General features: G+C 41.9%; 18 protein-coding genes. 17 read left to right on the top strand and 1 reads right to left on the bottom strand.

Annotated elements, in window-relative coordinates:
* Positions 1-101 precede the first annotated feature (101 nt).
* The 8 genes from DFO73_RS07820 (at position 102) to DFO73_RS07785 (ending at position 6024) form a co-directional block, all read left to right on the top strand.
* Positions 102-647 (top strand): ReoY family proteolytic degradation factor, encoded by a 546-nt coding sequence (locus DFO73_RS07820; protein WP_110064221.1) that lies wholly within the window; start codon positions 102-104, stop codon positions 645-647.
* Positions 648-794: 147 nt separating this feature from the next.
* On the top strand, positions 795-1259 hold the full coding sequence (locus DFO73_RS07815) for a YpiF family protein (RefSeq protein ID WP_110064220.1): 465 nt from the start codon (positions 795-797) through the stop codon (positions 1257-1259).
* 149 nt (positions 1260-1408) lie between these two features.
* Positions 1409-1915: a ubiquinol-cytochrome c reductase iron-sulfur subunit gene (locus tag DFO73_RS07810; RefSeq protein WP_110064219.1), complete on the top strand. Its 507-nt coding sequence runs from the start codon at positions 1409-1411 to the stop codon at positions 1913-1915.
* 3 nt (positions 1916-1918) lie between these two features.
* Complete coding sequence (gene qcrB / locus DFO73_RS07805) at positions 1919-2593, top strand: menaquinol-cytochrome c reductase cytochrome b subunit (RefSeq protein ID WP_009332736.1); 675 nt, start codon at positions 1919-1921, stop codon at positions 2591-2593.
* Positions 2594-2770: 177 nt separating this feature from the next.
* Positions 2771-3538 carry a menaquinol-cytochrome c reductase cytochrome b/c subunit gene (locus DFO73_RS07800; protein WP_110064218.1) on the top strand — a complete coding sequence of 256 codons (768 nt, stop codon included), beginning with the start codon at positions 2771-2773 and terminating at the stop codon, positions 3536-3538.
* Positions 3539-3660: 122 nt separating this feature from the next.
* Entirely contained in the window at positions 3661-4254 is a 594-nt protein-coding gene (locus DFO73_RS07795) for a DUF1405 domain-containing protein (protein WP_110064217.1), read from the top strand.
* 112 nt (positions 4255-4366) lie between these two features.
* Positions 4367-5161, top strand: coding sequence for a sporulation protein YpjB (ypjB, locus tag DFO73_RS07790; protein WP_110064216.1), 795 nt, complete (start codon positions 4367-4369; stop codon positions 5159-5161).
* A 182-nt stretch (positions 5162-5343) separates the two neighbouring features.
* On the top strand, positions 5344-6024 hold the full coding sequence (locus DFO73_RS07785) for a zinc metallopeptidase (RefSeq protein ID WP_110064215.1): 681 nt from the start codon (positions 5344-5346) through the stop codon (positions 6022-6024).
* Between the two features lie 90 nt (positions 6025-6114).
* On the opposite strand, the gene DFO73_RS07780 is transcribed toward DFO73_RS07785, so the two are convergent.
* Positions 6115-6987 carry a YitT family protein gene (locus tag DFO73_RS07780; RefSeq protein WP_110064214.1) on the bottom strand — a complete coding sequence of 291 codons (873 nt, stop codon included), beginning with the start codon at positions 6985-6987 and terminating at the stop codon, positions 6115-6117.
* A gap of 451 nt (positions 6988-7438) precedes the next feature.
* On the opposite strand from DFO73_RS07780, the gene DFO73_RS07775 reads away from it, so the two are divergent.
* The 9 genes from DFO73_RS07775 to panC all read left to right on the top strand — a co-directional run bounded on the left by DFO73_RS07775 (position 7439) and on the right by panC (position 15192).
* Positions 7439-7771 (top strand): nucleotide pyrophosphohydrolase, encoded by a 333-nt coding sequence (locus tag DFO73_RS07775; RefSeq protein WP_110064213.1) that lies wholly within the window; start codon positions 7439-7441, stop codon positions 7769-7771.
* A gap of 14 nt (positions 7772-7785) precedes the next feature.
* Positions 7786-8589, top strand: coding sequence for a 4-hydroxy-tetrahydrodipicolinate reductase (gene dapB / locus DFO73_RS07770; RefSeq protein WP_110064212.1), 804 nt, complete (start codon positions 7786-7788; stop codon positions 8587-8589).
* A gap of 14 nt (positions 8590-8603) precedes the next feature.
* Positions 8604-9029, top strand: a complete 426-nt coding sequence (mgsA, locus tag DFO73_RS07765) for a methylglyoxal synthase (protein WP_110064211.1) — start codon at positions 8604-8606, stop codon at positions 9027-9029.
* Positions 9016-9732, top strand: a complete 717-nt coding sequence (gene bshB1 / locus DFO73_RS07760; RefSeq protein ID WP_110064210.1) for a bacillithiol biosynthesis deacetylase BshB1 — start codon at positions 9016-9018, stop codon at positions 9730-9732. Before mgsA ends, bshB1 begins: the two co-directional genes overlap by 14 nt.
* The gene (gene bshA / locus DFO73_RS07755) at positions 9729-10874 is read left to right on the top strand and encodes an N-acetyl-alpha-D-glucosaminyl L-malate synthase BshA (RefSeq protein ID WP_110064209.1); all 1146 of its coding nucleotides are present in this window, start codon (positions 9729-9731) and stop codon (positions 10872-10874) included. Before bshB1 ends, bshA begins: the two co-directional genes overlap by 4 nt.
* Positions 10871-12082 carry a CCA tRNA nucleotidyltransferase gene (locus tag DFO73_RS07750; protein WP_110064208.1) on the top strand — a complete coding sequence of 404 codons (1212 nt, stop codon included), beginning with the start codon at positions 10871-10873 and terminating at the stop codon, positions 12080-12082. The genes bshA and DFO73_RS07750 overlap by 4 nt, the downstream gene beginning before the upstream one ends.
* Positions 12055-13038, top strand: coding sequence for a biotin--[acetyl-CoA-carboxylase] ligase (locus DFO73_RS07745; protein WP_110064207.1), 984 nt, complete (start codon positions 12055-12057; stop codon positions 13036-13038). Before DFO73_RS07750 ends, DFO73_RS07745 begins: the two co-directional genes overlap by 28 nt.
* 463 nt (positions 13039-13501) lie before the next feature.
* Positions 13502-14338 carry a 3-methyl-2-oxobutanoate hydroxymethyltransferase gene (gene panB, locus DFO73_RS07740; protein ID WP_110064206.1) on the top strand — a complete coding sequence of 279 codons (837 nt, stop codon included), beginning with the start codon at positions 13502-13504 and terminating at the stop codon, positions 14336-14338.
* Positions 14335-15192 carry a pantoate--beta-alanine ligase gene (panC, locus tag DFO73_RS07735; RefSeq protein WP_110064205.1) on the top strand — a complete coding sequence of 286 codons (858 nt, stop codon included), beginning with the start codon at positions 14335-14337 and terminating at the stop codon, positions 15190-15192. Before panB ends, panC begins: the two co-directional genes overlap by 4 nt.
* Positions 15193-15200 lie beyond the last annotated feature (8 nt).

Genomic DNA, 15200 nt, shown 5'->3' with positions numbered 1-15200 from the left:
AGGAAGCCTGCCAAAAAGGAGAATTCCTCCCAATGGAGGGCTGACTTATTGAAAACTCAGTTTTGGCCAAATTTGTTTATAAGCAGAGGAGGGAATCAAAAATGGCGACCCCTGTATCTGTCAACGAGAAGAAAGACTTTATACGCTGGTTTTTAAATCATTATCAGCTGAAAAGAAGGGAATGTGTCTGGATCCTCAATTATTTGATGAGCCATGACCAGCTGATGGAAAAAGTGCATTTTGTGGAGCAGGCACAGTATTGCCCGCGCGGCTTGATTATGTCCACCCATTGTGTGGACGAAGTTCCATTCCGTTTTTACAAAGAGAATGTCATGACAACAGATGCTGAGAAATCGTTCCATGATATCAGGTTAAATCGTGATGAGGAAATTTACATCCAGCTTAATTTCCACGCTTCCAACAAGGCTCATCAGTATGCTGCAGTTATGGAAGAAAATCCTTTTATGCCAAAGAGCCTGCAGATCAGCGAAAAGGATCGGCTGATCGCTGAAAGGTTCCTGGCTGAAAGCCTGGAGAAATTTAGAAGGGAAAAGCTTCTTGAGCTAATTGATGAAGCGCTGGATAAACAGGATAAAAAAGCATTCAGTATCTTAACCCAGCAGTTAAATAAATTGGAAACAACCTAAGCCTTGCTTTTTAAAAAGCAAGGCTCTTATTTTTTATCGGTGATATGAATAGCCAGCCTCCAGCTAGAATTAGGATTTTCTGATTTGTAGCATAGCAAGGGATAATGATATATTAAATAGGTAAAATACTGTAATGGAGTGAATTTAATGAAGTGGATTTCACAGGACATGGATATGTTCCTGAAAGAAAAACAATATGTAGATACTGCTGTACTGCCCTTGCTTCCGGTTTCATTCGGCGATGATATAAAACAGTCAGTCGCAATGACTGAATTTATATCTCTCCTCAGCGTCCAGCTTGAACGGCAATTTAGGGGCCGTCTTATTATGCTTCCTGGATATGCTTATTTGAAATCAGCTTCAGAGGACAAGCTTGTCAGCGGATTAGGCGAATGGGAAGAAGAGCTGAAATCCGAAGGTTTTAAGCATATATTCCATTTAACCTCGGACAGCATGTGGAAGGCGCTTGAAGACCGTTTGGAGGGTGGGTTAATATGGCTGCCATCCCTGCCTCTTGAGCATATGGATGAAAACTATAAGAATTCCATTTTGGAAGACCAGGTGAAACAGCTTCTGACCTTATTTGTACAAAAGTGGCAAAATGGTGAATAGCGTGAATTTTAAGTCACTCTGTTGACATGTTTCGCCACAGGATTATATTGACCTTACATAAAGATTGATATATCATTGTTATGTCCTAGTTTTATATTGTGTTGAATATTGTCCGTTGGACTTAACTTCATAATAGAGGGGGGAAAAGTATGAGCAAAAATCGAGTTTCTAGACGTCAATTCCTAAACTATACACTTACTGGTGTAGGCGGTTTCATGGCAGCTGGTATGCTAATGCCGATGGTTCGATTTGCGGTTGATCCGGTATTGCAGGCAGCTGGCGAAAGTGATTTTATTCCAACAAAGCAAAAAATGGCTGAAATTACCGAAACTCCGACAAGGGTTGATTACACTTATGAGCAGCAGGATGCATGGTACACATCCGAAGTTACCGGCACTGCGTGGGTTTATAAGGATGAAAAGGGTGAAGTTGTTGCATTGTCTCCAGTTTGTAAGCATTTAGGATGCGTAGTTGACTGGAACACTGACAAATCAAATCCTGATCATTTCTATTGCCCTTGCCATGGCGGCCTTTATACAAAGGATGGGACAAACGTTCCAGGTACACCGCCGGTTGCACCGCTTGATGTATATCCTTACACAGAAAAAGACGGCTTTTTGTATTTAGGCAAGGCTGAACCGCGAAAGGAGGCGTAATAATTGTTAAACAAAATTTATGATTGGGTAGATGAGCGTTTAGATATTACGCCGATCTGGCGGGATATTGCTGACCATGAAGTGCCTGAGCATGTAAACCCTGCGCATCATTTCTCTGCGTTTGTTTACTGTTTTGGCGGTCTGACGTTCTTCGTTACTGTAATTCAAATCTTATCCGGTATGTTCCTGACAATGTACTATGTTCCGGATATTAAAAACGCATGGGAATCCGTGTATTATCTACAAAACCATGTTGCATTCGGACAAATTGTCCGCGGAATGCACCACTGGGGAGCTAGTTTGGTAATCGTAATGATGTTCCTACATACGTTACGTGTTTTCTTCCAGGGAGCTTACAAGAAGCCCCGTGAATTAAACTGGATCGTCGGAGTGCTTATTTTCTTCATTATGCTTGCACTTGGACTAACTGGTTACTTATTGCCATGGGATATGAAGGCCCTATTTGCAACAAAAGTAACAATCCAGATCGTAGAATCAACTCCATTGATTGGAGAATATTTAAAAATACTTATTGCCGGTCATTCTGATATTGTCGGCGCACAAACCATCACCCGTTTCTTTGCAATCCATGTATTCTTCCTTCCGGCTGCACTATTCGGGTTAATGGCTGCCCACTTTATTATGATCCGTAAACAAGGTATTTCCGGACCGTTGTAAGATAAACGAAAAGCGGAGAGCGCCCGCTTATCGGCGACAAGCTTAATACAAGCGCTTGCGAAGGCGCTTTTTCTTCAGAAGTGATTGGCTTAATACCTCAAGCCGATGGGGCTCGTAGCTAGACAACTTTAAAAATGAAATACTACCTACTTATAAAAAAGGAGGGGAAATCGCCCAATGCATCGTGGTAAAGGTATGAAATTCGTAGGTGACTCTCGTGTTCCTGCTGAACGCAAACCGAATATTCCGAAAGACTATTCGGAATATCCAGGTAAAACAGAGGCATTCTGGCCAAACTTCCTATTAAAGGAATGGATGGTGGGAGCTGTTTTCCTAATCGGTTTCCTCAGTTTGACTATTGCGCATGAGCCGCCATTGGAAAAAATTGCTGACCCAAGTGATACAGCTTATATCCCGCTGCCAGACTGGTACTTCTTGTTCTTATACCAGCTTCTGAAATATAGCTATGCATCCGGACCTTATAATGCAATTGGTGCGTTCATTATTCCAGGTCTTGCATTTGGAGCATTAATGCTTGCTCCATTCCTTGACCGCGGACCTGAACGCCGTCCATCTAAGCGTCCTTTAGCTACTGGCTTTATGCTGTTGGCATTAGCCGGTATCACTTATTTAACATGGGAATCTGTAGCGCACCATGACTGGGAGGCTGCAGCTGAACAAGGTAAGATTGTAGCTGAAGTAGAATTTGACAAAGAAGACGAAGGCTATAAAATTTTTGAAGCCAATGGCTGTATTTCCTGCCATGGTGGAGACCTTCAGGGTGGTGCAGGTTCACCTGCCCTTGTTGACACTGGATTAACACCTGAAGAAGTTGCAGACATTGCCAAGAACGGTAAAGGTGCGATGCCTGCTGGTATGTTTAAAGGCACTGATGAAGAACTTCAAAAATTGGCTGAGTTTATCTCTGGCCTTGAAAGCAAATAATTATAAAGAAGCTGGCATCTGCCAGCTTCTTTTTTATGCTCTATAGAGGCTGCTCTTTTTTATAAAAGGCACACTATGGTAAAATAATGAAAAAATGATGTATACAGAGAAGGGGAGCAAATATGAAGTGGATTTATCCTTTATTGGGCAGCAGAGCCGTTTTGATGCTGCTGCTGATTATCAACACGGCAGGGACAATTTATGGGTACATATGGTACAAATGGCAGCTGGTGGACACGCCTGCTTTATTCCTGGCTTTTGTCCCCGATAGCCCGACAGCCAGCTTGTTTTTTGTGTTTGTCCTGATTGCCTTTTTAATGGGCAAGAATTGGCCTTTGCTTGAAGCCCTGGCTATTGTTACGCTGGTTAAATACGGAATTTGGGCTGTAGTCATGAATTTGCTAGTCTTTCAGGTGACTGGCGAATTAGATCCTGCTGCCCTTATGCTTATCTTTTCGCATGGAGCTATGGCCATTCAAGGTGTGCTATACGCACCTTTTTACCGGTTTAAAACCTGGCATCTGGTTATAACTGGAATATGGACACTCCATAACGATGTGATTGATTATGTCTTTTTTATGCTCCCCCGATATCCAATTTTGAACTTGTATACACCTCAAATAGGCTATTTTACATTTTGGCTGAGTATCTTCTCATTGGGTGCTGCATATTATTTAGTATTAAAAAAGAATCGGTTTAGCCTGGATATTGTATAGTAGTTGCAAAAAACCTTTCGTAAAAATATTATGGCTGCCCATAATAATTTATGGTCTAACCTTGTCCTCTTTTTCATACATATCTAATAGTAATTTGAGGGGGGACAAGTTAATGAGGCAGAAATTGATCGCAGTCTTAGTTTTTATTCTTATGTTAATGCCCGGACAAGGTTTTGCGGATAAGACCTCACACATAGATAAATTAGACAAGCTATCTGATGAAGCGCTGCAAATGGTTAAGCTTCACAGATACGGAGATGCCAAGAAGCTTCTTGAATATTTCTCAGAGCAATTCGTGGCTGTTAACGGGAAGGAAAGGCCGTTCACGATGGATGAGCTGCGTATCGTTACGGTTTCACATAATGATGCTGTACAAGCTACCGTAAATGCATCCATGAGCCATGATGAAAGGCTGAATAACGTGACAAAATTCCGGCTGGTTATGGATGCGATTTCATCTAATTATCAGCCTTTATGGACAGAAATGGAAAAGCCTATTATGACCGTTTTTGGGGATGTTAAGGAAGCGGCCTATAGCGGAAATAATGAAAATTTCCATTCGAATTTGAATTCCTTTTTATCATTATACGAGGTTATTTATCCAAGCATGAAAATAGATGTGGATGCTGAACGGGTTCAAAAATTGAATGCCCGCATTAATTTTATTGATCATTATCGACCGCAGGTTCTAACTCAGCAGGCAAGCCAGCAGGAGCTTGAGGCATTAGAAAGTGATCTGCAGACAATCTTTGATGAAATGACAGAAGATGAAGCAGACCCTTCCCTTTGGTGGGTGATTATTTCGACAGGGAGCATTATCATCCTTACATTATCTTACGTCGGTTGGAGAAAATATAAGGGAGATAAGGCAAGACAGAAAAATCGTTCCAGAGAGCTAAAAGATTGACTGTGATGGTTCGCGCAAAATACAATTTTTTTTAAATTCTGGCAGCCTCGGCAAAGAATTTAACGATGCCCGTTTTGTAAACAGAGAATAAGGGAAAAGATTAGAAAGTGGATTATTCCTTAAAAATGGGTACAATTGTGCTGATGCAGGACACCATGAGCAGCTTGATAGGAGGTAAAAGAATGGGAGGATATCTCATTTATTTTGCGATTATTATTATTGTCCCACTATGGGCGCAAATGAAAGTAAAGGGAGCTTATAGCAAGTATTCAAAAGTCCCTTCTTCAACCCAAATGAGAGGTAATGAAGTAGCAAGAAAGATATTGGACGCCAATGGGTTATATCAAGTAGGAGTTGAAGAAACCCGCGGACATTTAACAGACCACTATGATCCGCGATCAAAGACTGTTAGGCTCTCAGCCACAAATTATCATGGTCATTCTGTGGCAGCAGCCGCAATAGCTGCCCATGAAGTAGGGCATGCAATACAGGATCATCAGGAGTACGCGTTCTTGCGTTTCCGACATGCATTGGTGCCAGTAGCAAACCTTGGTTCAAACTTTTCCTGGATTTTAATTATGATTGGGTTTTTTGCAGGAATGAGCGGCATGGTTTTATTGGGAATTATTTTCATGGCAGCAGCTGTAGTCTTCCAGGTTATTACGCTGCCGGTGGAATATAATGCTTCAAACCGGGCGATGGACCAGGTTGTTTCCCTGGGGATTATTAGAAATGATGAGGAAAGGGAAACTAAAAAGGTATTGAATGCAGCTGCATTGACCTATGTAGCGGCAGCAGCGGTTGCTGTACTGGAATTGCTTCGATTAATACTTATATACACAGGAATGACAAGATCTGAGTAGGGAGCTGGCTTTCAGAAAGCCGGCTTTTTATTTTATTTTATCCAATAGAAAAAGATGCTCCTATCCCGGAGCACCTTATGCTTTTAATCTTTACCGCTCAACAGGCTTTTTGTTTTCATCCAATGTGAAGCCTTCCCCTAGAACATCATGTACAACAGTAACAGATACAAACGCATGGGGGTCAACGGAAGTTATGACGTTTTTAAGCCGGACAATTTCATTTCTCCCAACAACACAATATAGAACTTCCCGGTCTTTTTTTGTAAAAGAGCCGTGGCCTTTTAAAACGGTGACCCCCCTGTCCATTTCCTTCATAATTTTCTCAGCAATCGCATCATTGAATTCGGATATAATCATGGCTCCTCTTGCTGCATAAGCGCCTTCTTGCATAAAATCAATAACTTTGGCACCGACAAAAACAGCGACAAGGGTGTACATGGCTTCGCGATAGTTTAAATAAGTTATTAACGAAAGGGCAATAACAAAGAAGTCAAAAATGAACATCGTTTTGCCCATGCTAACCCCTGCGTATTTATGGGTGAGCCTAGCGATGATATCCACTCCGCCTGTCGTTCCGCCATACCTGAAAATAGTGCCCAGGCCAATCCCGATAAAAACACCTGCAAATAGGGCAGCCAGAGTCAAATCCTCATTTAACGGCATATCAATTTGGTACCGCTGGAAAATCCACAAGAACACAGAGACACCGACTGTTCCTATAATAGTGTATAGAAAAACATTCCTTCCAAGCAGCTTCCATCCGATAAAAAAGAGGGGTATGTTTAATAACAAGTTCGTGTAGGAAGGATCCCATTTGAAAAGAAAAAAAAGCAGCAGGGTGATTCCGGTGAACCCGCCTTCAGCTAAATTGTTTTGCATATTAAAATGAACGAGGCCAAATGAAAAAATGGCTGCTCCCAGCAAAATAAAAAAGATATTTTTAAATTTTAATCCATAAAGCATATTATCCCTCCATTACCTAAATATCTCATATCCAAAGCGTATCTAATTATATAAGATACAGATTATAAGAGCAATAAGGCGAAGATACAGGGAGGATAATACGGGCAATAAGAAATATTTTTAATTGGCTATGTTTAAGCCCATTTTTGATTTTGGCACTATGTTGAATAGAGCGGAATGCGCGAGATCCTCGAAAATGCATTCGCATTTTCTTCGTGCGGTGTTTTTCTGGGATGCATATTCAAAGTCATGCGGGAAAAAGCGAGTCAAGGGGAGACCCTTCAGGCTCGTCATGCGTTGAGGCGGCTCCCCGGCCGCCTGGAGCGGAAATCAACAGGTAAATTTAATAGAGCTTTTAATTAAAAATATTTGTAATGATGCTAAGCTTTAGCTAACATGAAAAGTGGAAATCTCCGTTTAAAAAACGCAAGTTAAAGCTGAGGTGAAATAAATGCAAACAAGAAAAACGATGAAAGAGCTTCAAACAGAGGTAGATACATACATAAGCCAGTTTAAAGAAGGATACTTTAGTCCGTTGGCAATGCTGGCAAGGCTGTCCGAAGAGCTTGGTGAGCTATCTAGGGAAGTAAACCATCATTACGGTGAAAAACCGAAAAAATCCACTGAAGAAGAAAAGGCAATAGAAGAAGAGCTTGGAGATATGCTTTTTGTTCTAATATGCTTTGCCAATTCGCTTAACATCGATTTAGAAGAAGCACACGACCGGGTTATGAAGAAATTTAATACACGCGATAAAGACCGTTGGACAAGAATCGAAGAATAGAGGGAGAGATTCAAATGGATAAAATCAAAGTTGTAATAGCCGGACCGCGTGGAAGAATGGGAAGGGAAGCTGTTCAGCTTGTTAAAAGAACTGATAATTATGAATTAGCAGCTGTAATTGATCATAAAAATGGAGGAGGCCATCTTGGCGACTTTGATGGATTTTCAGAGTTTGTCCAAATTCCTGTATATACAGATATAGCAGTCTGCTTTCAAGAGATCGAACCAGATGTATTAATTGACCTGACAACTCCAGAAGTGGGAATGGACCATACGAAAATAGCACTTGAGCATGGGGTTAGGCCAGTAGTTGGAACAACAGGCTTTACTAAAGAAAACCTGCAAGAGCTTGAGGCGCTTTGCCATGACAAGGGACTTGGCTGCATTATTGCTCCTAACTTTGCTCTTGGCGCTGTATTAATGATGAAATTCTCACAAATGGCAGGCAGATACTTTAACGATGTTGAGATTATAGAACTTCACCATGATCAAAAGTTGGATGCTCCTTCCGGTACAGCTGTTAAAACAGCTGAAATGATTGTGGATGTCAGAGAGCAAAAACAGCAGGGCCATCCAAATGAAAAAGAAACAATCCCTGGCGCCAGAGGTGCCAACCTTGATGGAATGCACATCCACTCTGTGCGTTTGCCTGGGCTAATTGCTCATCAGCAAGTTATGTTCGGATCTGAAGGACAAACATTAACCATCCGCCACGATTCCTATAACCGTGCTTCTTTTATGTCTGGGGTAAAGCTGGCAGTGGATACTGTTCTAAAAATAGATACACTCGTATACGGACTTGAAAATATTATGGAATAGAAAGGGGTGCCAACATGAATATTGCTCTAATTGCCCATGATAAGAAAAAGGATGATATTGTGCGTTTTGCTATCGCCTATAAGTCTATACTTGAAGAGCATACCCTTTATGCAACCGGAACAACTGGTTCAAGGATAATGAAGGAAACAGGATTGGAAATCCATCGTTTCCAGTCTGGCCCCCTGGGCGGTGATCAAGAGATCGGTGCCTTAATTGCCAATAATAAAATGGATGTTGTGTTCTTCTTTAGAGATCCGCTTACTGTTCAGCCTCATGAGCCAGATGTTTCCGCGCTGGTTCGTCTGTGCGACGTATATGCTGTTCCATTGGCTACCAATATGGGTACTGCCGAGATATTAATTAAAGGCCTTGAACGGGGCGATATATCCTGGCGGAAAATTGTAGGCGAAGAAAAAGGTGACATGAATGAACCACGATGATCTGGATATCCTGGCATTTGGCGCACATGCTGATGATGTTGAAATTGGCATGGGCGGCATGATTGCCAAGTATGTATCATACGGAAAAAGGATAGGGATATGCGACCTTACAAGAGCTGAGCTATCCTCAAACGGAACAGTCGATATCCGTAAAGAAGAAGCCAGGAAAGCAGCGGATATATTAGGAGTTGGCATTAGAGAGACTCTTAATCTGCCTGACAGGGGATTATATTTTAATCAGGAATACATAACCAAAATCGCGGAAGTGATCCGTAAATACCGGCCATCTCTCGTTTTTGCTCCCTATATGGAGGATAGGCATCCGGATCATGGGCATTGTGCCCGCCTGGTTGAGGAGGCTATCTTTTCAGCAGGAATCAAAAAATTTGAAACAGAGGGCACCTATCCTCCCCACAAGGTGAAAAACCTGTACTTTTACATGATTAATGGCTTCCATACTCCTGACTTCTTGGTTGACATCTCATCTTTCATTGATAAAAAAATAGCCAGCCTTGAGGCTTATGAAAGTCAATTTGTTAAAAGCCCGGAGTCATACGAAACACCTTTGGTCAACGGTTATATTGAAACCGTCCAGGCCAGGGAAAGCCTTTTTGGAAAACAGGCTGGGGTTCAATACGCAGAAGGCTTTAAAGTGAATAAACCTCTGCTCTTAAATATGGACTTATTTGGTGAGGAATTATGAGCAAGAAACTGAAGATAGGAATCACCTGTTATCCGACAGTGGGCGGATCAGGCGTTGTGGCAACCGAATTGGGCAAAATGCTTGCTGAAAAGGGACATGAGATTCACTTTATTTCATCGAGCCTGCCTTTCCGGTTAAAGAGAATGTACCATAATATTTTTTATCATCAAGTGGATGTAAACCAATACTCGGTATTTCAATATGCTCCTTATGATATTGCCCTTGCCAGCAAAATGGCAGAAGTAATAAAAAGAGAGGATCTTGATTTAGTTCACGTCCATTATGCGATTCCGCACGCTGTTTGTGCTATATTAGCGAAGCAGATGAGCGGGAAGGATATTAAAATTGTGACTACCCTTCATGGAACGGATATTACTGTACTTGGATACGATCCGTCACTCACTGATGCCATCCGTTTCGGAATCGAAAAGTCTGATGGGGTTACCGCCGTATCCAATGCCTTAATTTCTCAAACTTATGACTTGATAAAACCTGATAAACCGATTAAAGCGGTTTATAACTTTATAGATGAAAGAGTTTACCGGAAAACGGATTCAGATTATCTTAAAGAGGAGTACGGCATTAGGCCGGAAGAGAAAGTTATCATTCATGTATCGAATTTCCGCAACGTAAAAAGAGTGCCTGATGTTATTAAAGCTTTTGCAAAAATAGCAAAAGAAATTCCTGCAAAGCTGCTTCTTGTCGGAGACGGTCCGGAGATGACTGTCATATGTCAGCTTGTTAATGATTTGAAGCTTAAAGGCAATGTCTTGTTTCTGGGTAAACAGGATAATCTTGAAGAGCTTTATAGCATCAGCGACCTCATGCTATTGCTATCTGAAAAAGAAAGCTTTGGACTTGTTGCCTTGGAAGCAATGGCTTGCGGAGTTCCATGTATCGGTACAAATGTTGGCGGCATCCCTGAAGTAATAGACGATGGAGCAACCGGGTATGTTTGCGGGCTTGGGGATATTGATGAAATCTCCCAAAAAGCGATAAATCTCCTTAAGGATGCAAATCTTCACCGCAAGTTTTCTGCACAATCCATTTCGCTTGCACAAGAAGTTTTTAGTGCAGAACGAATTGTTTTCCAATATGAAGAGTTCTATTACGAGCTGCTAAAGAATGGTGATCTTTCATGAAAGAAGCGTTTCGCCAAGCAATTCCCGTATTAAATAAAATTGAGTCTGCCGGTTATGAGGCCTATTTTGTTGGGGGTTCGGTCAGGGATTTTCTGCTGGACAAAGAAATTGCCGATGTCGATATTGCCACCTCGGCTACTCCTGAGGAATTGAAATCTATATTTTCAAAGACTCTTGATGTAGGAATCGAGCATGGGACGGTTGTTGTCCTGTTTAATGGCATTCCTTATGAAGTTACTACCTTTAGGACTGAAGCTGAGTACCTGGATTTTAGAAGGCCGTCTGAAGTCCACTTTATCAGGTCTCTGGAAGAGGATCTAAAAAGAAGGGATTTCACTATGAATGCCATTGCGATGGATAGGCATGGGAAGTTTATAGACCCTTTTGGGGGAAAGAAGGCTATTGAGGAAAGGGTTATCAGAACAGTTGGAAATCCTGATGAAAGGTTTACGGAAGATGCCCTCAGAATGATGAGGGCAGTCCGCTTTTTTAGCCAGCTTTCGTTTGAAATTGAGAAATCAACCTATGAGGCTTTATCATCACTTGCTCATTTGCTTGAAAAAATTGCAGTGGAGCGCAAGCTGGCTGAATTCGAAAAGCTTTTGGCTGGAAGGAACCGCATGATGGCTCTTAAAATAGTTGGTGAAACCGGGTTATATAAGTATCTTCCACAGATGACAGCATTCCAGAGGCAGCTTTGCAGCTCAGCAAATTATCATGCAGAGGGACTGACAGGAGAAGAAATGTGGGGTTTCCTTACTTGCCTTTTTGATATAGACCAAGCAAGCGCTGAGTCCTTTTTTAAAAGCTGGAATTTACCTGTAAAGAAAACAAGAAAGATATTATCAATCTTAAAATGGATCCGGTATAGATCTGATAATGAATGGGATGCCTATTCTCTTTATCAGGCAGGGCGGGAATCTTCATTAAGCGCCGAAAGGATACACAATGTACTGCAGCATACGGAGTTAAAAAGAAATACAGACAATCTCATGGAACTATATAATAGCTTGCCGATCAAGCAGCGAAGCGAGCTGCAGCTTACAGGAAATGATTTGATGAACTGGTTTGGCAAACCTCCTGGTGCATGGATCAAAGCCGATCTTAAAAAAGCGGAAAATGCCGTGTTAAAGGGCGAATTAAAAAATAGCAATGAATCCATAAGGGAGTGGCTCATGAAGTGCAATCAGAACTTAGGAAAAAATTGATTGATGCTTTTACGAACAGCAAAGAGGAATATTTATCAGGACAGCATTTGGCAGATTTGGTCGGTTGTTCACGAACTGCGGTGTGGAAGCATATCGAGGAACTGAGAAAGGAAGGCTTTGAGCTGGAAGCTGTGCGAAGAAAAGGCTATCGGATTACAAAAACGCCGGAAAAGGTGACCCCTGATGAAATCAGGCTGGGTTTAAAAACCGAAACGCTCGGCCGTAATATTCATCACGAAGAGAGTATTGATTCCACCCAGAAAATTGCCCATCGCCTGGCATATGAAGGTTCACCCGAGGGAACGGTGGTCATTGCGGAAGAACAGCTTTCAGGCAGGGGAAGAATGGATAGGAGATGGCATTCCCCAAAATCTACAGGAGTATGGATGAGTGTCATTCTAAGGCCAAATATTCCGCCTCCGAAAGCTCCCCAGCTTACCTTGATCACTGCCGTAGCTGTCGTGCAGGCGATTGAAGAGCTTACTGGTTTGACTCCGCAAATTAAATGGCCAAATGATATTTTAATGAACGGCAAAAAGGTAACAGGAATCCTGACGGAGCTTCAGGCGGATGCGGATAGGATTATTTCAATCATAATTGGTATAGGAATCAATGTTAACCAGCAATTGGCTGATTATCCAGATGAGCTTAAAAACATTGCTACTTCTTTATCAATTGAAAAAGGGGAAAAGCTTTCAAGAGCTGACCTGATTAAAATCCTTCTTGGTAAATTGGAGAACCTTTATAAACTTTACCTGGATAAAGGCTTCTACCCAATCAAGCTATTATGGGAGAGCTACGCTGTCAGCATCGGAAAGAACCTCACTGCCAGGACGATTACTGGCAGCATCTATGGAAAGGCCCTTGGAATTACCGATGATGGCGTCCTGATGATTGAAGATAGCAATGGAAAAGTCCATCACGTATACTCTGCAGACATTGAGCTGGATTCCTAATTATAAGGCAATGTTAAAGCTCATCGTTGATAGTAGCACCCTATTGAGTGGAGCGGAAGGCGCGAGACTCCAGCGGGAGAAGTGAGTCAAAGGGAGACCCCGCAGGTGTAGAGCGCCGAGGAGGCTCCCGAACCGCCCGCGGTTCGCTGAGTGCCTGGAACGGAAATCAACAGGCAAGTTTAACAGAGCTATAAAAATTTTTATAGCCAATTCTTTCTTCTTTTTGCTATACTTTTTTTATGGGCAGTATCCTTTAAAGAACTGCACCTTTAAAGTATTAACCTAAACGAATAGATATCTGCCTAGATCCAAAAATGGACCGGGACAGAGGGATGAACGATTATAATGAGCTATTACAAGATCCTTCTGCCTTCAGAAGGGTTTTTTTGTGGTTGGAGCAGCATGCTGCTGTGTACTCATTGGGAAAGTTTTATCTCCTCTTCCTAAAAAAGGAGGACGAAAGATGAAGCAAACAACTGATTTTCTAAAGATGAAACAATGTGAAGAAAAAATTGTAATGCTCACAGCTTATGACTATCCGGCTGCCAAACAGGCAGAAAATGCTGAGGTAGATATGATTCTTGTCGGGGATTCACTTGGTATGGTCGTTTTAGGCTATGATTCAACGGTTCCTGTCACAATGGAAGACATGATCCATCACGGCAAGGCTGTCAAAAGGGGAGCAAAAGATACATTTATTGTTATAGATATGCCATTCATGAGCTATCATTTATCCATTAAAGATACACTTATTAATGGAGCAAGGCTCATTCAGGAAACAGGTGCACATGCTGTCAAGCTTGAAGGCGGAGATGAAGTGGCTGAACAAATTAGGTCATTAACAAAGGCTGGCATTCCTGTAGTTGCGCATTTGGGCTTAACTCCACAATCTGCAGGGGTTTTAGGAGGATACAAGGTCCAGGGGAAAAATGCTGAAGCTGCCAGAAAGTTAATGGAGGATGCAAAGGAATGTGAAAAAGCGGGTGCTTTCGCTGTAGTCTTGGAGTGCGTTCCTAAACAGCTGGGAAAGCAGATTACTAAGGAGTTAACAATACCAACTATTGGGATAGGCGCCGGCCAGGATACAGATGGCCAAGTTCTTGTTTATCATGATGTTTTGGGATACGGAGTTGATCGCGTTCCTAAATTTGTAAAACAATATCAGAATTTAAATCCTGTTATCCAGGATAGTTTATCCGCTTATTCTGCTGAGGTAAAGAACGGATCTTTCCCTGAAAATAGCCATTCTTTCACTATGAAAGAAGAAGAACTGCTTAGCTTGTATGGAGGAAAAGTATGAGAACGATTACTACAGTAAGAGAAATGCAAATGATAGCATTGCGGCTTAAGCGGGAAGGAAAGTCAATTGGATTCGTTCCCACAATGGGGTATTTGCATGAAGGCCATCTTTCTTTATTAAAAGCTGCTAGAAAAGAAAATGATGTGACAGTACTAAGCATTTTTGTGAACCCGCTGCAATTTGGACCTAAAGAAGATCTAGCCACATATCCAAGAGACTTTGACCGAGACAGCAAATTGGCCGAGCAAGAAAGGAATGACTTTATTTTTTATCCTTCCGCAGATGAAATGTATCCTGGCACTCTCTCTGTGACTGCAAGAGTGCAGGATCGGACCGATGTATTATGCGGCAAATCCCGCCCGGGACACTTCGATGGTGTCGCAACGGTTCTTACAAAGCTTTTTAATATCATTCAGCCTGATAAGGTTTATTTTGGAATGAAGGATGCCCAGCAGGTAGCTGTAGTAGGTGGCCTTGTAAAGGATTTTAACTTCCCTGTGGAAATAGTGGCCGTAGGAACAGTTAGAGAAGCTGATGGCTTGGCCAAGAGCTCCAGGAACATCAATCTTCTTCCTGCAGAACGAGTGGAGGCTCCCGCACTAAACCAAAGCCTTAAAATCGCAGAATCCAAGATTATTGAGGGAGAAGAGGATCCTCTGGAAATTATTGCGCAAGTCAGGGGACATATTGAGAAAAATACTACTGGCCATATTGATTATGTCGAGATTCTTTCCTATCCGGATCTTAAGGAACTGGACCGTCTGGAAGGAACGATCATTATTGCTATTGCTGTTAAATTTACCAAAGTCCGGCTGATTGATAACGTTATTATTACGATAAATAAAGGGAGTTAAGGGGGAAC

It is taken from the genome of Cytobacillus oceanisediminis (assembly GCF_003182355.1).
GTDB classification, from domain to species: domain Bacteria; phylum Bacillota; class Bacilli; order Bacillales; family Cytobacillaceae; genus Cytobacillus; species Cytobacillus oceanisediminis_A.
Note: the sequence above shows the minus strand (reverse complement) of the source record. Positions and strands in the feature narration are given on the sequence as shown.

Coding starts and splice junctions, on each gene's coding strand:
- DFO73_RS07820 (WP_110064221.1), top strand. CDS start 102: ATGGCGACCCCTGTATCTGTCAACGAGAAGAAAGACTTTATACGCTGG.
- DFO73_RS07815 (WP_110064220.1), top strand. CDS start 795: ATGAAGTGGATTTCACAGGACATGGATATGTTCCTGAAAGAAAAACAA.
- DFO73_RS07810 (WP_110064219.1), top strand. CDS start 1,409: ATGAGCAAAAATCGAGTTTCTAGACGTCAATTCCTAAACTATACACTT.
- DFO73_RS07800 (WP_110064218.1), top strand. CDS start 2,771: ATGCATCGTGGTAAAGGTATGAAATTCGTAGGTGACTCTCGTGTTCCT.
- DFO73_RS07795 (WP_110064217.1), top strand. CDS start 3,661: ATGAAGTGGATTTATCCTTTATTGGGCAGCAGAGCCGTTTTGATGCTG.
- ypjB (WP_110064216.1), top strand. CDS start 4,367: ATGAGGCAGAAATTGATCGCAGTCTTAGTTTTTATTCTTATGTTAATG.
- DFO73_RS07785 (WP_110064215.1), top strand. CDS start 5,344: ATGGGAGGATATCTCATTTATTTTGCGATTATTATTATTGTCCCACTA.
- DFO73_RS07780 (WP_110064214.1), bottom strand. CDS start 6,987: ATGCTTTATGGATTAAAATTTAAAAATATCTTTTTTATTTTGCTGGGA.
- DFO73_RS07775 (WP_110064213.1), top strand. CDS start 7,439: ATGCAAACAAGAAAAACGATGAAAGAGCTTCAAACAGAGGTAGATACA.
- dapB (WP_110064212.1), top strand. CDS start 7,786: ATGGATAAAATCAAAGTTGTAATAGCCGGACCGCGTGGAAGAATGGGA.
- mgsA (WP_110064211.1), top strand. CDS start 8,604: ATGAATATTGCTCTAATTGCCCATGATAAGAAAAAGGATGATATTGTG.
- bshB1 (WP_110064210.1), top strand. CDS start 9,016: ATGAACCACGATGATCTGGATATCCTGGCATTTGGCGCACATGCTGAT.
- bshA (WP_110064209.1), top strand. CDS start 9,729: ATGAGCAAGAAACTGAAGATAGGAATCACCTGTTATCCGACAGTGGGC.
- DFO73_RS07750 (WP_110064208.1), top strand. CDS start 10,871: ATGAAAGAAGCGTTTCGCCAAGCAATTCCCGTATTAAATAAAATTGAG.
- panB (WP_110064206.1), top strand. CDS start 13,502: ATGAAGCAAACAACTGATTTTCTAAAGATGAAACAATGTGAAGAAAAA.
- panC (WP_110064205.1), top strand. CDS start 14,335: ATGAGAACGATTACTACAGTAAGAGAAATGCAAATGATAGCATTGCGG.